Below are 18,332 nucleotides of genomic sequence, written 5' to 3'. Positions count from 1 at the left end.
GGAGAATGAGACGCCTTGTACTTCGGACAATATTTCACATAGATCGAAATTTTATATGTTTCGTTTTCATTGTTTTGGTTGCGTTGCGCTTCGCTATAGGCTACACCTGACTCAACAAGACACTGTTACGTAAGGAGCCTCCTGCTATGAAGGCTATGCTTGATCTGGTTGCGCGACATAAGGCGGGAACGCCCTGCGGCATCTATTCAGTCTGTTCCGCCCACCCCCTGGTGATCGAGGCCGCGTTCGTTCACGCCCTGGCCTCAAACCTGGACGTCACCTTGATCGAAGCCACCTGCAATCAGGTCAACCAGGACGGCGGCTATACCGGCATGACGCCGGATGATTTCCGTGAATTCGTCTACGCCATAGCCGACCGCACCGGTTTCCCCCGCCACGGCATCATCCTGGGCGGCGACCACCTGGGCCCCAACCCGTGGACCGCGCTCACCGCCGACGAAGCGATGAAAAAGGCCGATATCCTGATCGAACATTACGTCGCCGCCGGCTTCCGCAAGATCCACGCCGACTGCTCGATGTCGTGCGCCGACGATCCGGTGCCCCTGCCCGAAGACACCATCGCCCGCCGCGCCGCCCGCCTCATCCGCATTGCCGAGGACACCCAGGCGAAGGTCGGTGGTGAAAAGTGCGTCTATGTTATCGGCACCGAAGTCCCGGTTCCCGGTGGCGCCGCCGAAGACCTGCCGGAACTGGAAGTCACCACGCCGGTCGCCGCCCTGGCCACCATCGAAACCCACCGCGCTATCTTTGCCGAGAACGGCCTGAACGACGCCTGGAAGCGCGTGGTCGCCACCGTGGTCCAACCCGGCGTCGAATTCGACCACCGTAAGGTCATCGACTATAACCGTCCGAAAGCCCTGGCCTTAAGCCGCGCCATCGAATTCCTGCCGGGCTTGCTGTTCGAAGCCCATTCGACCGACTACCAGACGCCGCAGGCACTGAAACACCTGGTCGAGGACCATTTCGCCATCCTGAAGGTCGGCCCCGGTGTCACCTTTGCCCTGCGCGAAGCCCTGTGGGCGCTGGATGCCATCGAACAGGAATGGATCGCGCCGGAAAAGCGCTCCGGCTTCCGCCAGGTGACCATCGACCGCATGACGGCCGAGCCGCGCAACTGGGCGAAATATTATCATACAAAAGACGCTGAACTGCGTTTCGATTTGCAATATAGTCTGTCCGACCGCATTCGTTACTACTGGCCGGATCCGGCCATCACCGCGGCCCAGGAGACCATGTTCATAAACCTCAGCGCCAATCCGCCCGCCCTGGCCTTGATCAGCCAGTACCTGCCCGACGCCTATGCGGCGCTGCGCAGCGGTGGATTGACGCTGTCTCCCGCCAACCTCGTCATCGCCCACATCGGCGCGACCCTCGACGGTTACCAGGCGGCCTGTACCCCATTGACCGTAGTATCCCCGGAGCCGGCTTATGCCTGACACCCTCATAAACGAAGCGCTTTTCGGCTTCGATGAAAAGACCCTGGAGCAACGGGGCGGATTGTGGACCGCGCGCGAGATCGCGCAGCAGCCGCAGATGCTCCGCGAAACCCAGGCCCTGCTGTTTGCGCGCCGCGACGAAATCGCCGCGTTTCTCAAAACCGTCCTGGCGCCTGCCAATGCCCGGGTCATCCTGACGGGCGCCGGCACCTCGGCCTTTATCGGGACCTGCCTGGCGCCGGTCCTGGCCACCGAACTGAAGCGCCGGGTCGAGGCCATCCCGACGACCGACCTGGTCTGCGCCCCGCAGCTCTATTTCGAAGCCGACACCCCGACCTTGCTGGTCTCCTTCGGCCGTTCCGGCAATAGCCCCGAAAGCGTTGCCGCCGTCGAACTGGCCGACCGCTTCGTCACCACCCTGCAGCACCTGGTCATCACCTGCAACGAAGAGGGCGCCCTGGCTGGCTATGCCGCCGGCGGCCGCGGCCTCACCATACTGCTGCCCGAAGCGACCCACGACCGCAGCTTCGCCATGACCTCCAGCTTCTCATGCATGACCTTTGCAGCGCTGTCGGCCTTTACCGGTGTCGAAAAGCTGCAGCCGCGCGTCGACGCCATCGCTGAAGCGACCCAGGGCGCGATCGCGGACTACAGCGACATGCTGAAGACCGCCGCCGGCGAAGGCTATGAGCGCATCGTCTATCTCGGCAGCCACATCTTCCAGGGCCTGGCGCGCGAAAGCGGCCTGAAGCTGCTGGAGCTGACCAACGGCGCCCTGGTGACCATGTTCGACTCGCCGCTGGGCTTCCGCCACGGCCCGAAAACCATCGTCAACGCCAAGACCCTGGTCGTCGTCTTCTTCTCCAACGACGCCTATACCCGCTCCTACGACGCCGACCTGCTGGATGAACTGCGCCGCGACAACGACGCCGCGCGCGTGGTGGCCATCACCGCCCAGGACGGGGTCGGGCTGGACACCGCCGACATCATCCGCGTCAAGGGCCTGGAAACCGCCGGCGACGCCGACCTGCTGTTTCCCTATATCGTGGCGCCGCAGATATTTGCCTTTTACCAGTCGTTGCGCCACAACCTGACGCCGGACAAGCCCAATGCCTCGGGTACGGTCAATCGCGTCGTCCAGGGCGTGCGCATCCACTCGATCGAAGGCCGGTAACCCATGGCCGGGCCCTATTTCCTCGGCGTCGACGGTGGCGGCACCAAGACCGGCTTCGTCCTGGCCGATGAAGCCGGGACCATCGTCGCCACCCATCAACTGGGCCCCAGCTACTATATCCAGATCGGCTTCGATGGCCTGCATGAATTGCTGGCCGAAGGTGTCGGCGCGGTCCTCGCCGCCGTCCATGCGACGCTGCAGGACGTGGCCTACGCCTTTTTCGGCCTGCCGGCCTATGGCGAGGATTCCCACGCCCAAGCCTTTCTCGACGTCATCCCCGAAGCCGTCCTGGGCCATCACCGCTATCGCTGCGGCAACGACATGATCTGCGGCTGGGCCGGGTCTTTGGGCGGCGAGGACGGCATCAACATCGTCGCCGGCACGGGTTCGATCGGCTACGGCGAACGCCGCGGCAAGTCGGCGCGCGGCGGCGGCTGGGGCGAAATCTTCTCCGACGAAGGCTCGGCCCACTGGGTCGCGGTCCAGGGCCTGAACGCCTTTTCACGGATGGGCGACGGCCGCCTGCCCAAGGGGCCGCTCTACGACGTTTTCATGGAAGCGATGGAGCTGAAGATCGATCTCGACATCTGCGGCGCGGTCTTCGGCCGCGAGCCGCCGTCGCGCGACAAGATCGCCGCCATGTCGCAACTGGTGGCCAAGGCCGTCGAGGCCGGGGACCCCACAGCGCGCGGTATCTTCGAGCGCGCCGGCTTCGAGCTGGCGGCGATTGTCGACGCCATCCGGCAGCAGTTGGATTGCCCGCCCGACGAGCGCATGCGTGTATCCTATTCCGGCGGCATGTTCCGCACCGGCCAGTTGATCCTCGATCCGTTCAGCCGCCACCTGCGCGCGCTGAACCCGGCCTATGACATCGTCGAGCCGCTGCATTCCCCTGGCGTCGGCGCCACCCTTTATGCCGCGCGATTGAACACTCAGGTCCTGCAGCCGGGTTAGGAACACCCTCGACGTAGGTAAACGAGTGCGTCCATCAGCGAGAGACTCAATTCCGCCGATTACGCCTCATGTCGGATCTCCTAAGTGCTTAGCGCGCGTGGACCTGCGTCGGGGCTTTTTCGCCGCGCGTTCGTCGATTTCGGTTTTGGCGCCGGTAGCCAGTTGCTGGAAGCTGTTGTGAAACGCTTCCAGATCCTTGTCCGACATGTTTTCCAGGTCCATCAGCTTGTCCTTGGCGCCGGACGTGGCGTGGATCAGCGCATCCAGCTTAAGCTGAACGATCTTGGTATCGCGATTTTGCGAGCTCTGAATGACGAAGACCATCAGGAAGGTGATGATGGTGGTACCGGTATTGATCACCAGTTGCCACGTCTCCGAAAAGCCGAAGAGGGGACCCGATACCGCCCACACGACCACCAAGGCAAAAGCCAGGAGCGAAGCGATGGGGCTTCCCGCTCCGGTCGACACCGCCCCGGCAAATCGTGTGAAAATGCCGGGCTTCCTGTTCATCTTGCTGTCCGTCGCCATGCCGGTCAGCGTAACGCAACAGGTGCAGATAGCGACACGTCGATGGCGCGCGTTTCGTAAGGAAGTGATCCGGGGCTGGTTCCGGAGTTCTGTGCTTAACCGCCGAAGGTCATCCGTAGCCGCAGTCCCGCGACGACGGCATCCTTGGCGCCGAAACCGCCGGGATTTTGAATGTATTGCAGGTCGGGCTGGATAACGAGGCGCGAGCCGACAGGCGCCTGCCAGGTGACTTCCCAAGTCGTTTCCGCGTCCGCGGCTTGGGGATTGAGAGCCTGCCAGGCCTTGCTGAACTGGGCACGGTAAACCGCCAGGCCCACCACATCGCCGTTCCGACCGGGCAGGGGGCCGGTATAGGTCAAGCCGCCTCCGATATAGCCGGACAGGTCGTGGACATCGCCAGATGCGCTCCCGGCACGAACCCAGGCGGCTAGTCCCTGATCGTCATCTTCGCTTTCGCGTGTGAGATAGAGGCCCAACTGGCCGTAAGTTCCCGTGCGATGCCCTGTTCCCGACCCGTCGAGCCGGTCCCCCTGAATGCTGTAAGACCAGGTGCCGGCCTTGGCAAAACCGCGGTCGAACAAATATTCAGCCTCGACCACGGCGTGGCTGCCCTCCTCGGCATCCACATGAAGTGAGGTGAAGACGGACCCATGCTGCGGATCTCCCGCCACGCCATCGAACAAACCGGCGCGCAGGCGTATCGCGTCCGTGACGCGCCACTCCTCGACAATGGCCAGACCGGTTACCGGAAAGATGGACGGACCACTCTGGGCGTAGTCAGCGCCGATGCCGGCTGAAGAATTCAGGAACACGCCGCCGATCGGCTGGGTGTCAAAGATGGCGTTCAGATTGACGATGCCCGCCGTGGTGACAAACCGTTCGTCAGCTGTGGTGTAGCGCGCCCATGCCTCCATCAGGCGCACGCCCGGCGGGGCGTCGATATTGGACAAGACCTGGACATCGCCGACATAGCGCTCCGAAAAGCCGCCGTGATGATTGGCCAGGACATAGGCGAAACCTTCCCACCCGTTACCGCTGGCCCAGTCGGCGGTCAGGTCGAGGTTGCTCATCACCCAGGCCCCCGTGCGCAGACCGCCTTGGGTATTGTCGAGCACATCGACGGTCGCAGCGGCCTCAAAGTGAAGCGCTGGGGTGTCTTCGGCGAAAGCCTGGCTCGCCAGACCGCAGGTGACAAGCGCGATTGCGGGGAATAGATGTGCAAAGGATTTCATAGGGCGTTCCGGTTGACTACCGCATGTTAAGGTAAACGCCCAAATATCCCGTTGAAATGTAAGGTTAATGCGGTGGTAAGGCCTTCGATATAACTCAGGCGGCGACTTCGCTGAGGAAGGTGTCGATCGTTTGCGATAGAGCGGCCTTGTCCCTGGCCAGACTCTGCGTCGTCGCGCCGACCTCGCCGGCTGAGGTCTGCGTCTGGATGGCAGCGCCTTCCATTTCCGAAACCTGGTTCTGGGCCATGGCGGTACAACTGGCCGCCTGGGCCACGTTCTGAGCGATGTCCTGCGTGGCGCGGCTTTGTTGCTCGACGGCCTCGGAGATGGCGAGCGTATATTGTTCCACTTCCGACATGTGGTCGGCGATGGACTTGATTGACTGCACGGCGGTGCCCGTCTCGGACTGAATTTCCTGAATCTGCCGGATTATCTCTTCGGTGGCCTTGCCGGTCTGGCTGGCCAGCGCCTTGACCTCGGACGCGACGACCGCAAAACCCTTGCCGGCATCACCGGCGCGGGCGGCTTCGATCGTGGCGTTAAGCGCGAGCAGGTTGGTTTGCGCCGAGATGCTCTGAATCAGGCCGACGATGTCGCCTATGCGCTCTGAGGCTTGCGCCAGTCGGGCGATATTGCGTTCACTGTCGGCTGTCACCTGACCGGTCTTGCGCACGACCGTCTGCGACAGGCCGATCTTGTCGCTGATATCGGCAATAGAGGCGGCCAGTTCCTCCGCAGCTGCCGCGACGATCTGGACGTTGTCTGTGGCTTCGTGGGTTGAACTGGCGGCGCTACGCGACTGAAGTGCGGTTGAGTCCGAGATCTCGGTCAGGCTGCGGGTGACGGCATCCATCTGGTTGGTGCTGCTGTCGATGGACTGCATCACGCTGGCAACTCGATCGCGAAACATTGCAATTGCGGCTTCCAGACGCTCGCGTCGGTCGCGGCGTTCCTGCCGCGCGGCATTTTCCACGGATTCGCGCCCTCGGAACTCAATCTCTGCCTTGCGAAAACCGTCGATAGCTCTCGCAACGTGCCCGACTTCATCTGTGCGCCCAGTGTGCAGGACGCGAACGTCCAGCTTGTCAGCCGCGATTTCATCAAGCTGGCCGGCGAACTGAGTCAGGGGGGTGACCAAGGCGCGAAGTATGTAGACGGCATAGGCAATCAACAGACTCGCCATCAAGATTACACCCGCAACTGACAGGTTGCGCAGCAGCCGTGCATTGGCGGTGCTGGCGATGACGGCGGCATCGGCCTGTTCGGAAATCTGGTCACCATTGCGCTGAACGTCGTCGATCACGCGGTTCAGCCCGCCATAAAGCGCCGCCGACGCCGCATCAAAGCGACCCATATGGGCGTTGCCGGCGGCGGTACCTTCACGGACATAGGCGTCTGCCATCACCTGGCCTTCGCGATAATAATCCGGAAATAGTCCCTGGGTCTCTTTCAGAGCGGCCTGGGTTTTAGGCAGGTCCAGGGACTTCGCCAGGCCTTCCGCCCGCGTGACTGTCTCCTCGAAGGCTTTGGCGTTGGCTTCTGCCTGCGCGGGTCCGTCGTCCAGACCGTCGAGACTCCGCGTAGCAGACACGTCTGTCAGGAACTGTTGCACCTGAACGACGTGAACCTGAATCTGTTTGGTGGTGAGGGCCAGATCCGACATCATCGCCTCGCGGTCGCGCGCGGCGTCCGCCTGTTGCGCCAGGCTGATCTGGTGATTCTGAGCCAGAAAGATGAACAACCCTGCGGCGCCGATACCCAGGACCAGAACAGCCGAAAAGGCTTTAACGCGTTGAGACAGAGTTTTCATTGGACCTCGCGAACGTGCCAAACTGTAGCTTCGAAGCCTTGAAGAGAGGGTTAACCGCGATTAATCCTGGCACCCTTCTTGCTGCGTGTCCGTGGATATTTTCCGTTAGGAGTGGCTTGTGTCCCGTATTCGTTTGATCCCTCTGGCTCTGATTCTGACCAGCCTCGCGTCGGTGGCTTTCGCCCAGCCGGACCGCAGCGCCGATCCGGCGAGGCAATGCCTGGCGGATGCCAGCCGGGCGAAAACCAGCGCCGCTGCCTATCGCAATGGAGGTGCGCGTCAGCGCGCCGTATTGCGAAACCAGGTGAACGTATCGGAATTGAAGGCGCGCCGCACCTGCCGGCGCGGCTAGTAAGATCAACCCAAGGTTTGCGAATTATTATGACCTTTGCGCCATAATATCCCCAGGCGTCCGTCAGAGACGCCGGTACGGGGAGTAAGCCATGAGTGACAAGGTATTGCTGTGCGATCTGTCGCTGGCGCCGGAGATCGGACTGGCCCTGGTCGAGCCGGGACGCCGTCCGGAAACGCCCATGCGGGTGCAATGCCCCACGCGCGCAGTCTTCGACGACGCGGTGCGCAACTTTCTGGGAACACGCGATACTTCGGGCCTGGTTGGCGCCGCCCTGTCGGCACGGGGCTGGGAACAGAACAACGAGCTGCACCTGGTCGGGCTGGATTACCGCCTGGACCGCGATGACATCCGTGTCCTGGCCGAGGTCCAGCGGGTCAATTTCGTCAACAACTTTGTCGCCCGCGCCCTGGCGGTGCCTGGCCTGCGCCGCGATGAAAAACTCCAGATCTGCGGCGGCGATCCGATCGGCGACGGAGCTATCGTTGTGCTGGGACCGCACCATGGCCTGGGTCTGGCGGGTCTGGTCTGCGACGGTTTCGGCGGCTGGATGGCGCTGCACGGCGAAGGCGGCCACTCCGGCCTGCCGGTCAAGACCGAACGCGAATGGCGGCTGGTTCAGGCCATTTGTGAGAAGAACGGTCACATGTCGCGCGAATCCGGCATCTCGGTCGCCGGTTTGAAAGACATCTGGTATGCCCTGCACGCCGTGGCGGGCGAGGACGCACCGGCCTTGACCCCTGCGCAGATCATTGCAGCGGCCAAGGCCGGCGATCCGCGCGCCGCCGAAGCCATCGGCACCATGACCGACTGGCTGGCCGACATGGCCGGTGACATGGCCCTGATCATGGGCGCTCTGGGTGGGGTCTACCTGACCGGCGCACTGCTCGACATGATCGGCGAGCAGTTCGACGCCGAACGCTTCACACAGCGCTACTACGACAAGGGCCCGCGCAGCGACTATGTCCGCCAGGTGCCGGTCTTCCGCACCCGCGCCTGCGAACTGGAACTGGCCGGCCTGGCTACCTTATATGACTAGATCCGCATCGGGTTCATGAGGTCATGGCCTGCAGCAGTGCCCAGCCGCCCGCCGCCAAAGCCGCAACGCCGAGAATGACGGCGAACAGGATGGCCAGGCGTCGGCCGCCAACGGAGGAATTGCCGATATAGTCGGCCTGGTACTGGCGCGGGCAATCGGCGGGCGGCGGTGTCGCGGGGGTTATATCATCTGGATTTTGCATCTGTGGCCTGTATTTGGAAAGGTTGGACAAGGTCTTGTCAAGCTTTGGCGGGAGGTGCCTGATCCACCCCGAAGACCTCCAGGCTTTGCTGACGGCCCTGGGCCGTGGTGAAGGTAATGGTCTGGCCGGCGCGCAGGCCGATCAGGGCGGCGCCGACCGGCGTCAGGATGGAAATCCGGCCGGCCGAGATATCAGCCTCACCCGGCAGGACCAGTTGCACGGTGCGTTGCGCGCCGGTGCCGGCGGCATAGCTGACGACCGAGCCAAGCCGCACCACGGCCGGGTTGAGCTTCATCGTTGCCACGACGGCGGCGCGGTCCAGTTCGCGGCGCAGGTATTGCGCGGCGAGTTCGAGATCACCGGTGGCGGCATCGGCCAGGCGGTTCAGGGTTTCGAAGTCGTCCCATCCGATCAGGATGTGGGGCAGGGGGGCGGAACGGCCCGGGCGGGTATTCAGATAGGTCATGTTGTGCACACAAATTTTTCAGGACGCGACGGTCCTGAGGTTCATGGGAAGGAATTGCGTGCGCCGGAGGGCAGAACTCGACGTGCGGGGACGATCGAAAACAATGCGCTTGCCCCGAAGCTCGGGGGGCGCAGGGCCGAGCTTCGGGTTATGATCCCGTGACGGGATATCCCTTCAGGGAATTGGCAAGGGTGAGAAGCGCGCGTATCGGCATGGAGCCACCATAGCGGGACGTTGGCCTATGTCAAATCACGTGCGGTAAACTTACCGCCTCTGCGGCAGTCGGTCGGCCAGCCATGCGCCGGCCGCGACCGCGACCAGGAACGGCCAGACCTGATCGATACCGAGGCCCAGCCAGACGATACCGGGGCCAGGACAGATGCCGCTGAGGCCCCAGCCGATACCGAAGATGCCGGCGCCGACAATCAGCCGCCGGTCGATCCGCGCGGGCGGGCTTTCCGGTTCGGCGCCGTTGAACGCCTTGCCGCGCCGGCGGGTCCATTGAAACAGAGGCAAGGCCACCGCGACGGCGCCACCCATGACCAGGGCCAGGGCCGGACGCCAGTCTCCGGCGATATCGAGGAATCCCAGGACATTGGCCGTATCGATCATACCGGACACGATCAGCCCCAGCCCGAACAGCAAACCGAACCCCAGGGGCAGGACGATATCCGCGATCTTCATCACGCCGCCTTCAGGATGTGGCGGACGACATAGACGGTCACGCCCGCGGTGGCCATGAAGACCAGCACTGCCGTTAGCGACCGCCACGACAGCCGCGCCAGTCCGCAGACGCCATGGCCGCTGGTGCACCCATTGCCCAGCCGGGTGCCGAAACCGACCAGCAGTCCCGCCGCCGCCAGCCACAGCGGACCATGTCCCAGTGCTTCCGGCACGGTCAGACCCAGCGGCCTCGCTAACAATCCGGCCAGGATCAAGCCCGCCAGAAACAGCCATCGCCAGGCTTGCGGCCGGCGCAGCACGGCATCGCCGTAAAGGCTGCTGATCCCGGCAATGCGTCCGGTGGTCAGATACAGCCCGCCCGCGGCCAGGCCGATCATAGCGCCGCCCAGAAGCGCCGCCGCCAAAATCTGAGAATCCATAGGGGTATTCCGTAAAAATTCGTCGTCAGATCAACATTATAGCCGATCGAAGTGGTTGCGCGGTCAAATACTGCACCAATTGAATTTTCTTTATAACGCATTGAATTGGTGTTATTTTCGCGAAAAATATTTCGCGAAACGGCTTGCTTCGCAGCTGCGAACTCAATAAGAAATACCTCACCGCCGAGCCTATGAGGGCAGCAGGTTCTTCCGCTCTCTCACCTTATATTCCAAAGGCTCCGCATACTCTCATGGCAGATGAATCCTTCGCGCCGACTGCGCTCGGCGATGTGGCCGCGCGTCAGTTAGCCAACGCGACCAAGACCACCGCGCAACTGTCCACCATCACCCCGCGCTGGCTGGTCCACTTCCTGGAGTGGGTCCCGGTCGAAGCCGGTATCTTCCGCCTCAACAAGGTCAAGGACGAGAGCACGATCGAGGTCGATTGCTCGGCCCGCGACGAACGCATCCTGCCCAATACCTTCGTCGACTATGACGAAAATCCGCGCGAAATCCTGCTCAGCGCCGTCAACGCCGTGGTCGAAGTCCACACCCGCGTTTCCGACCTGTACAGCGTGCCGCATCCCCAGATCGCCGAACAGCTGCGCCTGACCATCGAGACGATCAAGGAGCGCCAGGAAAGCGAACTGATCAACAATGCCGAATACGGCCTTCTGGCCAATGTCTCGCCGCAACACCGCATCTCGACCCGCAACGGCCGCCCGACCCCGGACGACCTGGACGAACTGATTTCGCGCGTCTGGAAACAGCCGGCCTTCTTCCTGGCCCACCCCAAGGCGATCGCGGCGTTCGGCCGTGAATGTACCCGCCGCGGCGTCCCGCCCCCCACCGTGTCGATCTATGGCTCGCCCTTCCTGACCTGGCGCGGCATTCCGCTGGTGCCGTCGGACAAGGTCAAGATCGAAAACGGCAAGTCCAAGATTCTGCTGCTCCGCACGGGCCAGGCCCGTCAGGGCGTCATCGGCCTGTATCAGCCGAACCTGCCCGGCGAACAGTCGCTGGGGCTGTCGGTGCGCTTCATGGGCATCAACAACAAGGCGATCTCGTCTTACCTGATCTCGCTCTACTGCTCTCTGGCCGTCCTGACCAATGACGCCCTAGGTGTGCTCGATGACGTCGAAGTGGATCAGTACCATGTCTACACCTAACCTTGATCCGCAGGCGATCCCGGAAGGGGCGGCGGATTTGCCAAAGGACTTGGCTGTGTTGAGTGATCTGGCCAACAGCCTGTTCTCGGCCCTGCCGGGTGCGGCGGGCCCCCAGTTCGGCGCTCCGATCCCACAGGCAACCGTCCCCATGACGTCGGTCCAGCAGGGCCTGCCCGGCACGGCCGCTGGCCTGGCCGATCCGGCCGATGCCGTCGCCGGCTTGCCGCACTACACCACCGCGCCGACCTTCGACTCGCCGGTCAAGCCGCACAGCCCGGCCCTGGGCGGCTACGGCCGCCCGCTGGGTCCGCCCCAAGGCTTGACCATCCCGGTTCTGGGTCTGGACATTCCCTGCGACGGCAGCCGCCTGCCGATTGGCGCTCCGGGTGCCGTGCCGTCTGGTGGTTTCCCGCAGGCCACTGCGCCGGAGTCCTTCTACTTCCTGACGCCGCAAGTCGCCACGCCGGCCGCACCCGTCGAAACGATCGGTCTGCCGGTCGCCGGCGCTTCGGGCTTCGACGCCAAACTTTACCGCAAGGATTTTCCGATCCTGTCGGAGACGGTCAACGGCAAGCCTCTGGTCTGGCTCGACAACGGCGCCACGACGCAAAAGCCGCGCGCCGTCATCGACCGTCTGAGCTATTTCTACGAGCACGAAAACTCGAACATCCACCGGGCGGCGCACGAACTGGCCGCCCGCGCCACCGACGCCTACGAAGCCGCCCGCGAAAGCGTGCGCCGTTTCCTCAACGCCCCGTCGACGGACAATATCGTCTTCGCCCGCGGCACGACCGAGGCCATCAACCTGGTCGCCCAAAGCTGGGGCCGCGCCAATCTGGGCCCCGGCGACGAAGTCGTCATCTCGCATCTGGAACACCACGCCAATATCGTGCCGTGGGTGCGCCTGGCCGAAGAACTGGGCTTCAAACTGAAGGTCGCCCCGGTCAACGACAAGGGCGAGATCCTGATTGACGAATATGCCCGCCTGCTGACCGAAAAGGTCAAGCTGGTCAGCTTTACCCACGTCTCCAATGCCCTGGGTACGGTGACGCCGGCGCGGCTGATGATCGACATGGCCCACCGCGTCGGCGCCATCACTCTGCTGGACGGCGCCCAGAGCGTCTCCCACATGCCGGTGGACGTCCAGGCGCTGGATACCGACCTGTTCGTCTTCTCGGGTCACAAGGTCTTCGGACCGACCGGCATCGGCGCGCTGTACGGCAAGTCGGATGTGCTGGACGCCATGCCGCCCTGGCAGGGCGGCGGCAACATGATCGAGGACGTCACCTTCGAACATATCCGTTACAACCCCGCCCCGTGGAAGTTCGAAGCGGGCACGGGCAATATCGCCGACGCGGTGGGTTTGGGCGCCGCGCTCGACTACGTGATGCGGATCGGCATGGACGCCATTTCGGCGCACGAGCATGATCTGCTGGTCTACGGGACACACCTGCTGACCGACATCAAGGGCGTGAAGATCATCGGGCAGGCGGCCGACAAGGCCGGCGTCATCTCCTTCGTGATGGACAACCACACGGTTCCGGAGATCGGCAAGGCTCTCAGCGCCGAGGGCATCGCCGTCCGCGCCGGGCACCACTGCGCCCAGCCGATCCTGCGCCGTATGGGGCTGGAGGCCACGGTGCGGCCTTCGCTCGCCTTCTACAATACCTTCGAAGACCTGGATGCCTTGGCTAAGGTCGTCCGGCGCCTGAGTCTGCAAAAGTAGGGCTGCCAACGGGTTGCTGTGGCGGCGGACGACACACGTCCGCCGCGCCCCTTTGGAATTTTGACAATGACCGTAAATCTTCATGCCGTGGCTCCGGCAACCGAGTCCGTGTGGCCGCAGCTGCGTTTCGAAGCCGAGCGCACCCTGGTGGCCGAGCCGGCCCTGGCCTCGCTGCTGCACGCCACCATCCTGTCGCACGACGACATGACGGCGGCCCTGTCCTACCATATCTCGCGCCGTCTCGGCGAAGACGTCCTGCGCGCCATGACCGTGCGTGAGATGATACTGACCGCCTATCGCGCCGATCCCGGCATGGTATCCGATGCCGAAGCCGATCTCCAGGCCGTCTTCGAGCGCGACCCAGCGACGGGTGGCTACCTCCAGCCCTTCCTGTTCTTCAAGGGGTTCCTGGCGTTGCAGATCCATCGCTTCTCGCACCGCCTGTGGCACGAAGGCCGGATCGCCCTGGCCTACCTGCTGCAAAGCCGGGTGTCGGAGCTGTTCCAGATCGACATCCACCCGGCGGCGCGTATCGGCCGCGGCGTCTTCATCGACCACGGCACGGGCATCGTCATCGGCGAAACGGCGGTGATCGAGGACAATGTCTCGATGCTGCACGGCGTCACCCTGGGCGGGACGGGGGCGCAGCAGGGCGACCGTCACCCCAAGATCCGCGAAGGCGTGCTGCTGGGCGCCGGCGCCAAGGTGCTGGGCAATATCGAGGTCGGCGCCTATGCCAAGGTCGCTTCGGGCTCGGTGGTGCTGAAGCCCGTGCCGCCGCACTGCACAGCGGCCGGTGTGCCGGCGCGGATTGTTGCCACCCGCACCCAGGACGATCCCGCCCGCAGCATGGACCACACCGTGTCGGACCTCGGAGAACTCGCTCAGCTGTGAGCGCGGATCAGCTTTTGCGCCGCTGCCCGTAACAGCGCTTTTGAATAGAGGCGGTGGAATGGGATCAGGGCGTGAAAGCCGATACCGAGATAGGCCTCGCCATTGGAATGGACGGCTTCGGGTACGATCACCGTTCCGAACCAGAGGCGCTTGCCGTCGCACATCAGCCATGATTTGGTCTTGGCTAGGAAGTCGCACATCAGAATCTGGTCATGATCGCGCGCCTCGACGGTCCAGGCGGCGAACCTCCGGACGTCGCCGCGCGCCAGGGCCAAAGCCTGGCTGTCCCTGGATGGTCTCCCGACCAAGGTCGCCAGCACCAGTCGCTCCAGCTTGAACAGCCAAGTCGTATAGAAGGCTTCGACATACGCCGCCAACGTCACCTCGAACGCCAGGTCCAGGCTGTAGCTATCTGTATAGGCCTTACCGTTACGGTAGGTAGTCAGCAACGACCTTTCAGGTAAAGACTTGGCGGTAATAACGCGCATGACGGCCTCCGTGACGGTGCCGTTGTTGCATGTGGCGGTTGAGTCTCACAGCCGGCAAAAGGTCGCGCCCGCCCTGGCCGTGGTACGATGTGACTGGACAATATACGCGGGGATTAAGTATGGTTAACGCCATATTAAGCGTGTCAGCCGCAAGAGCTGGTCAATTGTAAAGCGTTCCGGAGTTTCACAGGGGCTCCGGCGGAACAACTACCCAACTGAACGCGCGGGGCGAACTTGACACAATCAGCAAAAGGGTCGCGCGCCGCGCGGCTGACGAAGCTCGTCTCCTATCTGGAACAGCTCGCCGACCAATGGCAGAGCGACCTGCGCGATCCGGCGGTGGCCAGCGCCTTCCACGACCGGTACAGCTCCGGCATTCGTGACCTGGAAGCCACCCGTGCCCTGATCGCCGAATTGATGGGAACGTCGCAAACCAAGGTCCCGCATGAGGTCCTGGTATCCCTGCACGATGCCCTGGCCGTCCTGGTCCTTCTGGCGACCCGTCCTGTGCCGGTGCAATCCGTCACGGATGCGGCCGTCGTCGACCTGGCCTCGCGCGCCAAGGCCGTCCAGATGGACTCTTCCACCCGCAAGCTTCTGAAACAGGTCCGCGCCGCCCTGCTGGGCCTGGGCCTGGCCGCCGGTCTGAGCCTGGCCTTCCCGGCCGCCGCTGGCACCGCGGTCGGCGACACCATCGTCAATCCGGAAACCGGGGTCAGCAGCGTTGTCCTCAAGAACGAAGGCGGCGGCAAGGTCGTCACCGACAAGTATCTGCTGATCCTGACCAGCCTGACGGGCCTGACAGCCAAGGACGCGACCGACAAGAAGGAAATTATCGACCCGACCATCGACGGCGGTACCACCAAGGTCAAGGTCGTCGGCGTCACCATCAATGCCCTGACCGGCCAGGCGACCAAGATCCGCGTCGAAGGCGCCGGCGGTGTCCAGCGCGATATCGTCACCTTCGTCGACAAGTCGGCTGAGGTCGGCCTCATCGTCCCGCCGCCGCCCGGCCCTGGCATCGTCATCAATCCGCCGGCTTCAGGCGACAAGAACGTTGTCCTGGACGTCCAGACTGCGGCCAATGGCGGCAACGGCCGTAACGGCGGCGGCTTCAAGATTTTCGGCGTCGTCATAGGCGTCTCGGCCGGCGACGGCGGTCCGGGCGCGGATGCCGCCGACATCGTCAAATCTGTTCCGTCGACCCATGGCCTGATCGAAACCGTCTCCGACAAGATTGCGGGTATCCGTGTCGGCAGCGTCGGCGGTGGTGGCGGCCGTGGCGGCGATGCCGCCTTCAGCTTCGGCATCGACGGCGGTTCGGGCGGCAAGGCTGGCAAGGGTGGCAATGTCACCGTCACCAATAATACCAGCGTCACCACCAAAGGTCTCGAAGCCCACGGCATGCATATCTATAGCCGCAGTGGCGCCGGCGGCGTTGCCGGCACGGTGCAGTTCGGCATCGCCAAGGGTGGCACCGGCGGCGCCGGCAATGGCGGCGGTACGGCGCTCGGCTACAATTACGGCAACATCACCACAACCGGTACCGGCGCCATCGGTGTCCTGGTCCAGAGCCTGGGCGGTGAGTCCGGCGAGGGCGGCAGCAGCTACGGCATCGTCGGTATTCCCGGCAGTTCGCTGCAGGCGGGGACGGGCGGCAATGCCTCGGCGTATAACTTCGCCTCGGTCACCACTTCAGGCAAGGGCGCCCATGGTGTCGTGGCGCAATCGATCGGCGGCTCCGGCGGCCAGGCCGGTGACAGCATCGGCATCGTGGCGCTAGGCAATGACGGCGCAGGCCAGGGCGGCAATGGCGGCCTGGCCGTGGCGTTCAGCGGCCAGGGCAGCTCCATCCTGACCACTGGCCTCGATGCCTACGGCTTGGTGGCGCAATCCATCGGCGGCGGTGGCGGCGACGGCGGCTATGCCGGCGGCCTGGTGGGTCTGGGCGGCAAGGGCGGCGCGGCCGGCAACGGCGGCAAGGCCGAAGCCCGTCTGGAAGGCAATGGCCGGATAGTCACACTTAAGAACGGCAGCTTCGGCATCTTTGCACAGAGCATAGGCGGCGGCGGCGGTAACGGCGGGGTCGGTGGCGGCCTGGGCGGCGTCGGCGGTAAAGGCGCCGGCGGCGGGGATGGCGGCGAGGTTGTCGTGGTCACCATGGCCGATACCTCCATCACCACCCAGGGCACAGGCGCCCACGCCATCTTCGCCGAAAGCGTCGGCAAGGGCGGCGGCGTCGGCGGCACCGGCGCGGGTATTGTCGGCGTCGGCGGTTCCGGCGACGGCGGCGGTGATGCCGGATTTGTCTCGGTCACCAATGCGGGCCGGCTGATCACCACCGGCAAGGCGGCGCGCGGTATCTTCGCCCAGTCCGTCGGCGGCGGCGGCGGCGCGGCCAATGGCACCGGCGGCCTGGTCTCGGTCGGCGGCAGCGCAGGCGGTGGCGGCATCGGCGGCCGAATCTATGTGAAAAATACCGGCTCGATCATCACCGGCAACCCGACCCTGGCCCTGACCTCCGAAGTCGGCAGCGACGGCATCTTCGCCCAGAGCCTCGGCGGCGGCGGCGGTTCGGGTTCGGCCTCGGGCGGCCTGGTGTCGCTGGGCGGCAAGGGCGGCGGTGGCGGGGCCGGCGGCCGGGTCGATGTCGAGAACGAAGGCATTATCACCACCCAGGGCGTGCGCGCCCGCGGCATCTTCGCCCAGTCCATCGGCGGCGGCGGTGGCACCGGCGGTGACTCGGGCGGCCTGGTCAGCATCGGCGGCACCGGCGGTTCCGGCGTGCTCAGCACCGGCGGCGCTGTCACGGTCACCAACAAGGGTTCGGTCACCACCAAAGGCGCGGTCTCCAGCGCCATCCATGCCCAGTCGATCGGTGGCGGCGGTGGCGACGGCGGCACCTCGGGTTCGGTCCTGCTCAGCATCGGCGGCGCCGGCAAGGACGGCGGCAATGCCGGCACGGTCATCGTCAACAATTACAACAACCTGAACACCACCGGCAACGATTCCCACGGCATCTTCGCCCAGGCGGTCGGCGGCGGCGGAGGCAGCGGAGGCTCCTCGACCTCGGTCAGCGCCTTTGTCGGCGTCTCGATCGGCGGTGAAGGCGGCAAGGGCGGCGAAGGCGGCAAGGTCGAGCTCCATTCGTTCGACCGCACGGTCGACCTGGGCGGCGGCCAGAACGTCACCCTGTCGCCCCTGATCTACACCAAAGGCGATCGTGCCATGGGCATCTTCGCCCAGAGCGTCGGCGGCGGCGGCGGCACCGGCGGTTTTGCCGCGCAAACCTCCATCGGTTACGGCATCAGCCTGGCGGCCGCGGTCGGCGGCAAGGGCGGTGAGGGCGGCAAGGGCGGCCTGGTCGACCTGACCGGCAATGCCGTCATCCGCACCGAAGGCGCCTATTCGGCTGGCGTGTTCGTGCAATCGGTCGGCGGCGGCGGCGGTAACGGTGGCTTCTCGGTCGCAGTGGCAGTGTCGGGCAATGTCGACGGCCCGTCGGGCTCTTTCGCGCTGGGTCTCGGCGGCAAGGGCGGCAAGGGCGGCTTCGGCGACAAGGTCACCGTCAATATGGGCGGCGCCATCCAGACCACCGGTGCCTTCTCGACCGGCCTGCTGACTCAGTCGGTCGGCGGCGGTGGCGGCAACGGCGGCTTCAACGTGACCGTTGCGGCCGCGGCCGCGTCCGGCACGGCGGTGGCGGTCGGCGTCGGTGTCGGCGGTGCCGGCGGTGAC

Annotated in this window: 17 protein-coding genes; 9 read left to right on the top strand and 8 right to left on the bottom strand. The window is 64.4% G+C overall.

Going from position 1 to position 18,332, the window contains the following annotated elements:
* Positions 1-146: 146 nt before the first annotated feature.
* Genes ABAC460_RS32430 through ABAC460_RS32420 form a run of 3 tightly spaced genes read left to right on the top strand, consistent with a single transcriptional unit; the run spans position 147 to position 3,585 of the window.
* Complete coding sequence (locus ABAC460_RS32430; protein WP_023452812.1) at positions 147-1,457, top strand: D-tagatose-bisphosphate aldolase, class II, non-catalytic subunit; 1,311 nt, start codon at positions 147-149, stop codon at positions 1,455-1,457.
* Positions 1,450-2,631: an SIS domain-containing protein gene (locus ABAC460_RS32425; RefSeq protein ID WP_023452811.1), complete on the top strand. Its 1,182-nt coding sequence runs from the start codon at positions 1,450-1,452 to the stop codon at positions 2,629-2,631. The genes ABAC460_RS32430 and ABAC460_RS32425 overlap by 8 nt, the downstream gene beginning before the upstream one ends.
* A gap of 3 nt (positions 2,632-2,634) precedes the next feature.
* Positions 2,635-3,585 (top strand): N-acetylglucosamine kinase, encoded by a 951-nt coding sequence (locus tag ABAC460_RS32420; RefSeq protein WP_023452810.1) that lies wholly within the window; start codon positions 2,635-2,637, stop codon positions 3,583-3,585.
* Between the two features lie 66 nt (positions 3,586-3,651).
* Here ABAC460_RS32420 and ABAC460_RS32415 read toward each other — a convergent pair whose 3' ends face one another.
* The 3 genes from ABAC460_RS32415 to ABAC460_RS32405 all read right to left on the bottom strand — a co-directional run bounded on the left by ABAC460_RS32415 (position 3,652) and on the right by ABAC460_RS32405 (position 7,155).
* The gene (locus tag ABAC460_RS32415) at positions 3,652-4,095 is read right to left on the bottom strand and encodes a low affinity iron permease family protein (protein WP_023452809.1); all 444 of its coding nucleotides are present in this window, start codon (positions 4,093-4,095) and stop codon (positions 3,652-3,654) included.
* 113 nt (positions 4,096-4,208) lie between these two features.
* The gene (locus ABAC460_RS32410) at positions 4,209-5,345 is read right to left on the bottom strand and encodes a carbohydrate porin (RefSeq protein ID WP_023452808.1); all 1,137 of its coding nucleotides are present in this window, start codon (positions 5,343-5,345) and stop codon (positions 4,209-4,211) included.
* Positions 5,346-5,439: 94 nt separating this feature from the next.
* A complete protein-coding gene (locus ABAC460_RS32405; RefSeq protein WP_023452807.1) occupies positions 5,440-7,155 on the bottom strand; it encodes a methyl-accepting chemotaxis protein in 1,716 nt (571 codons plus the stop codon).
* Positions 7,156-7,273: 118 nt separating this feature from the next.
* Between ABAC460_RS32405 and ABAC460_RS32400 the strand changes: the two genes are divergently transcribed.
* Positions 7,274-7,507: a hypothetical protein gene (locus ABAC460_RS32400; RefSeq protein ID WP_155914607.1), complete on the top strand. Its 234-nt coding sequence runs from the start codon at positions 7,274-7,276 to the stop codon at positions 7,505-7,507.
* Positions 7,508-7,598: 91 nt separating this feature from the next.
* Positions 7,599-8,546 (top strand): glucokinase, encoded by a 948-nt coding sequence (locus ABAC460_RS32395; RefSeq protein WP_023452805.1) that lies wholly within the window; start codon positions 7,599-7,601, stop codon positions 8,544-8,546.
* A gap of 13 nt (positions 8,547-8,559) precedes the next feature.
* Here the strand turns inward: ABAC460_RS32395 and ABAC460_RS32390 are convergent, their stop codons facing one another.
* The 4 genes from ABAC460_RS32390 to ABAC460_RS32375 all read right to left on the bottom strand — a co-directional run bounded on the left by ABAC460_RS32390 (position 8,560) and on the right by ABAC460_RS32375 (position 10,317).
* A complete protein-coding gene (locus ABAC460_RS32390; protein WP_023452804.1) occupies positions 8,560-8,748 on the bottom strand; it encodes a hypothetical protein in 189 nt (62 codons plus the stop codon).
* A gap of 37 nt (positions 8,749-8,785) precedes the next feature.
* Positions 8,786-9,214 (bottom strand): nucleoside diphosphate kinase regulator, encoded by a 429-nt coding sequence (gene rnk / locus ABAC460_RS32385; RefSeq protein ID WP_023452803.1) that lies wholly within the window; start codon positions 9,212-9,214, stop codon positions 8,786-8,788.
* 264 nt (positions 9,215-9,478) lie between these two features.
* The gene (locus tag ABAC460_RS32380) at positions 9,479-9,898 is read right to left on the bottom strand and encodes a DUF6691 family protein (protein ID WP_023452802.1); all 420 of its coding nucleotides are present in this window, start codon (positions 9,896-9,898) and stop codon (positions 9,479-9,481) included.
* Complete coding sequence (locus ABAC460_RS32375) at positions 9,898-10,317, bottom strand: YeeE/YedE family protein (protein WP_023452801.1); 420 nt, start codon at positions 10,315-10,317, stop codon at positions 9,898-9,900. Before ABAC460_RS32375 ends, ABAC460_RS32380 begins: the two co-directional genes overlap by 1 nt.
* A gap of 251 nt (positions 10,318-10,568) precedes the next feature.
* Here ABAC460_RS32375 and ABAC460_RS32370 point away from each other — a divergent pair, with 251 nt between their 5' ends.
* From ABAC460_RS32370 to cysE, 3 genes are all read left to right on the top strand, one after another.
* A complete protein-coding gene (locus ABAC460_RS32370) occupies positions 10,569-11,486 on the top strand; it encodes a family 2A encapsulin nanocompartment shell protein (protein WP_023452800.1) in 918 nt (305 codons plus the stop codon).
* Positions 11,473-13,212, top strand: a complete 1,740-nt coding sequence (locus tag ABAC460_RS32365; protein WP_200863667.1) for a family 2A encapsulin nanocompartment cargo protein cysteine desulfurase — start codon at positions 11,473-11,475, stop codon at positions 13,210-13,212. The genes ABAC460_RS32370 and ABAC460_RS32365 overlap by 14 nt, the downstream gene beginning before the upstream one ends.
* Positions 13,213-13,278: 66 nt before the next feature.
* Positions 13,279-14,106 (top strand): serine O-acetyltransferase, encoded by an 828-nt coding sequence (gene cysE, locus ABAC460_RS32360; RefSeq protein ID WP_023452798.1) that lies wholly within the window; start codon positions 13,279-13,281, stop codon positions 14,104-14,106.
* Here the strand turns inward: cysE and ABAC460_RS32355 are convergent.
* Positions 14,097-14,594 (bottom strand): hypothetical protein, encoded by a 498-nt coding sequence (locus tag ABAC460_RS32355; protein WP_023452797.1) that lies wholly within the window; start codon positions 14,592-14,594, stop codon positions 14,097-14,099. The two genes, cysE and ABAC460_RS32355, sit on opposite strands and share 10 nt — an antisense overlap.
* Positions 14,595-14,828: 234 nt before the next feature.
* Between ABAC460_RS32355 and ABAC460_RS51120 the strand changes: the two genes are divergently transcribed.
* Positions 14,829-18,332: hypothetical protein (locus ABAC460_RS51120; RefSeq protein ID WP_023452796.1), on the top strand; the 3,504-nt coding region annotated here is incomplete at its 3' end.

The sequence above is a fragment of the Asticcacaulis sp. AC460 genome (genome assembly GCF_000495795.1).
GTDB lineage: Bacteria > Pseudomonadota > Alphaproteobacteria > Caulobacterales > Caulobacteraceae > Asticcacaulis.
Note: the sequence above shows the minus strand (reverse complement) of the source record. Positions and strands in the feature narration are given on the sequence as shown.

What these genes read in the sequence shown, in the direction of transcription:
- ABAC460_RS32380 (WP_023452802.1), bottom strand. Translation starts at nt 9,898, where the DNA reads ATGAAGATCGCGGATATCGTCCTGCCCCTGGGGTTCGGTTTGCTGTTC.
- ABAC460_RS32415 (WP_023452809.1), bottom strand. Translation starts at nt 4,095, where the DNA reads ATGAACAGGAAGCCCGGCATTTTCACACGATTTGCCGGGGCGGTGTCG.
- rnk (WP_023452803.1), bottom strand. Translation starts at nt 9,214, where the DNA reads ATGACCTATCTGAATACCCGCCCGGGCCGTTCCGCCCCCCTGCCCCAC.
- ABAC460_RS32370 (WP_023452800.1), top strand. Translation starts at nt 10,569, where the DNA reads ATGGCAGATGAATCCTTCGCGCCGACTGCGCTCGGCGATGTGGCCGCG.
- ABAC460_RS32355 (WP_023452797.1), bottom strand. Translation starts at nt 14,594, where the DNA reads ATGCGCGTTATTACCGCCAAGTCTTTACCTGAAAGGTCGTTGCTGACT.
- ABAC460_RS32420 (WP_023452810.1), top strand. Translation starts at nt 2,635, where the DNA reads ATGGCCGGGCCCTATTTCCTCGGCGTCGACGGTGGCGGCACCAAGACC.
- ABAC460_RS32395 (WP_023452805.1), top strand. Translation starts at nt 7,599, where the DNA reads ATGAGTGACAAGGTATTGCTGTGCGATCTGTCGCTGGCGCCGGAGATC.
- ABAC460_RS32375 (WP_023452801.1), bottom strand. Translation starts at nt 10,317, where the DNA reads ATGGATTCTCAGATTTTGGCGGCGGCGCTTCTGGGCGGCGCTATGATC.
- ABAC460_RS32405 (WP_023452807.1), bottom strand. Translation starts at nt 7,155, where the DNA reads ATGAAAACTCTGTCTCAACGCGTTAAAGCCTTTTCGGCTGTTCTGGTC.
- ABAC460_RS32410 (WP_023452808.1), bottom strand. Translation starts at nt 5,345, where the DNA reads ATGAAATCCTTTGCACATCTATTCCCCGCAATCGCGCTTGTCACCTGC.
- ABAC460_RS32365 (WP_200863667.1), top strand. Translation starts at nt 11,473, where the DNA reads ATGTCTACACCTAACCTTGATCCGCAGGCGATCCCGGAAGGGGCGGCG.
- ABAC460_RS32430 (WP_023452812.1), top strand. Translation starts at nt 147, where the DNA reads ATGAAGGCTATGCTTGATCTGGTTGCGCGACATAAGGCGGGAACGCCC.
- ABAC460_RS32390 (WP_023452804.1), bottom strand. Translation starts at nt 8,748, where the DNA reads ATGCAAAATCCAGATGATATAACCCCCGCGACACCGCCGCCCGCCGAT.
- ABAC460_RS32425 (WP_023452811.1), top strand. Translation starts at nt 1,450, where the DNA reads ATGCCTGACACCCTCATAAACGAAGCGCTTTTCGGCTTCGATGAAAAG.
- cysE (WP_023452798.1), top strand. Translation starts at nt 13,279, where the DNA reads ATGACCGTAAATCTTCATGCCGTGGCTCCGGCAACCGAGTCCGTGTGG.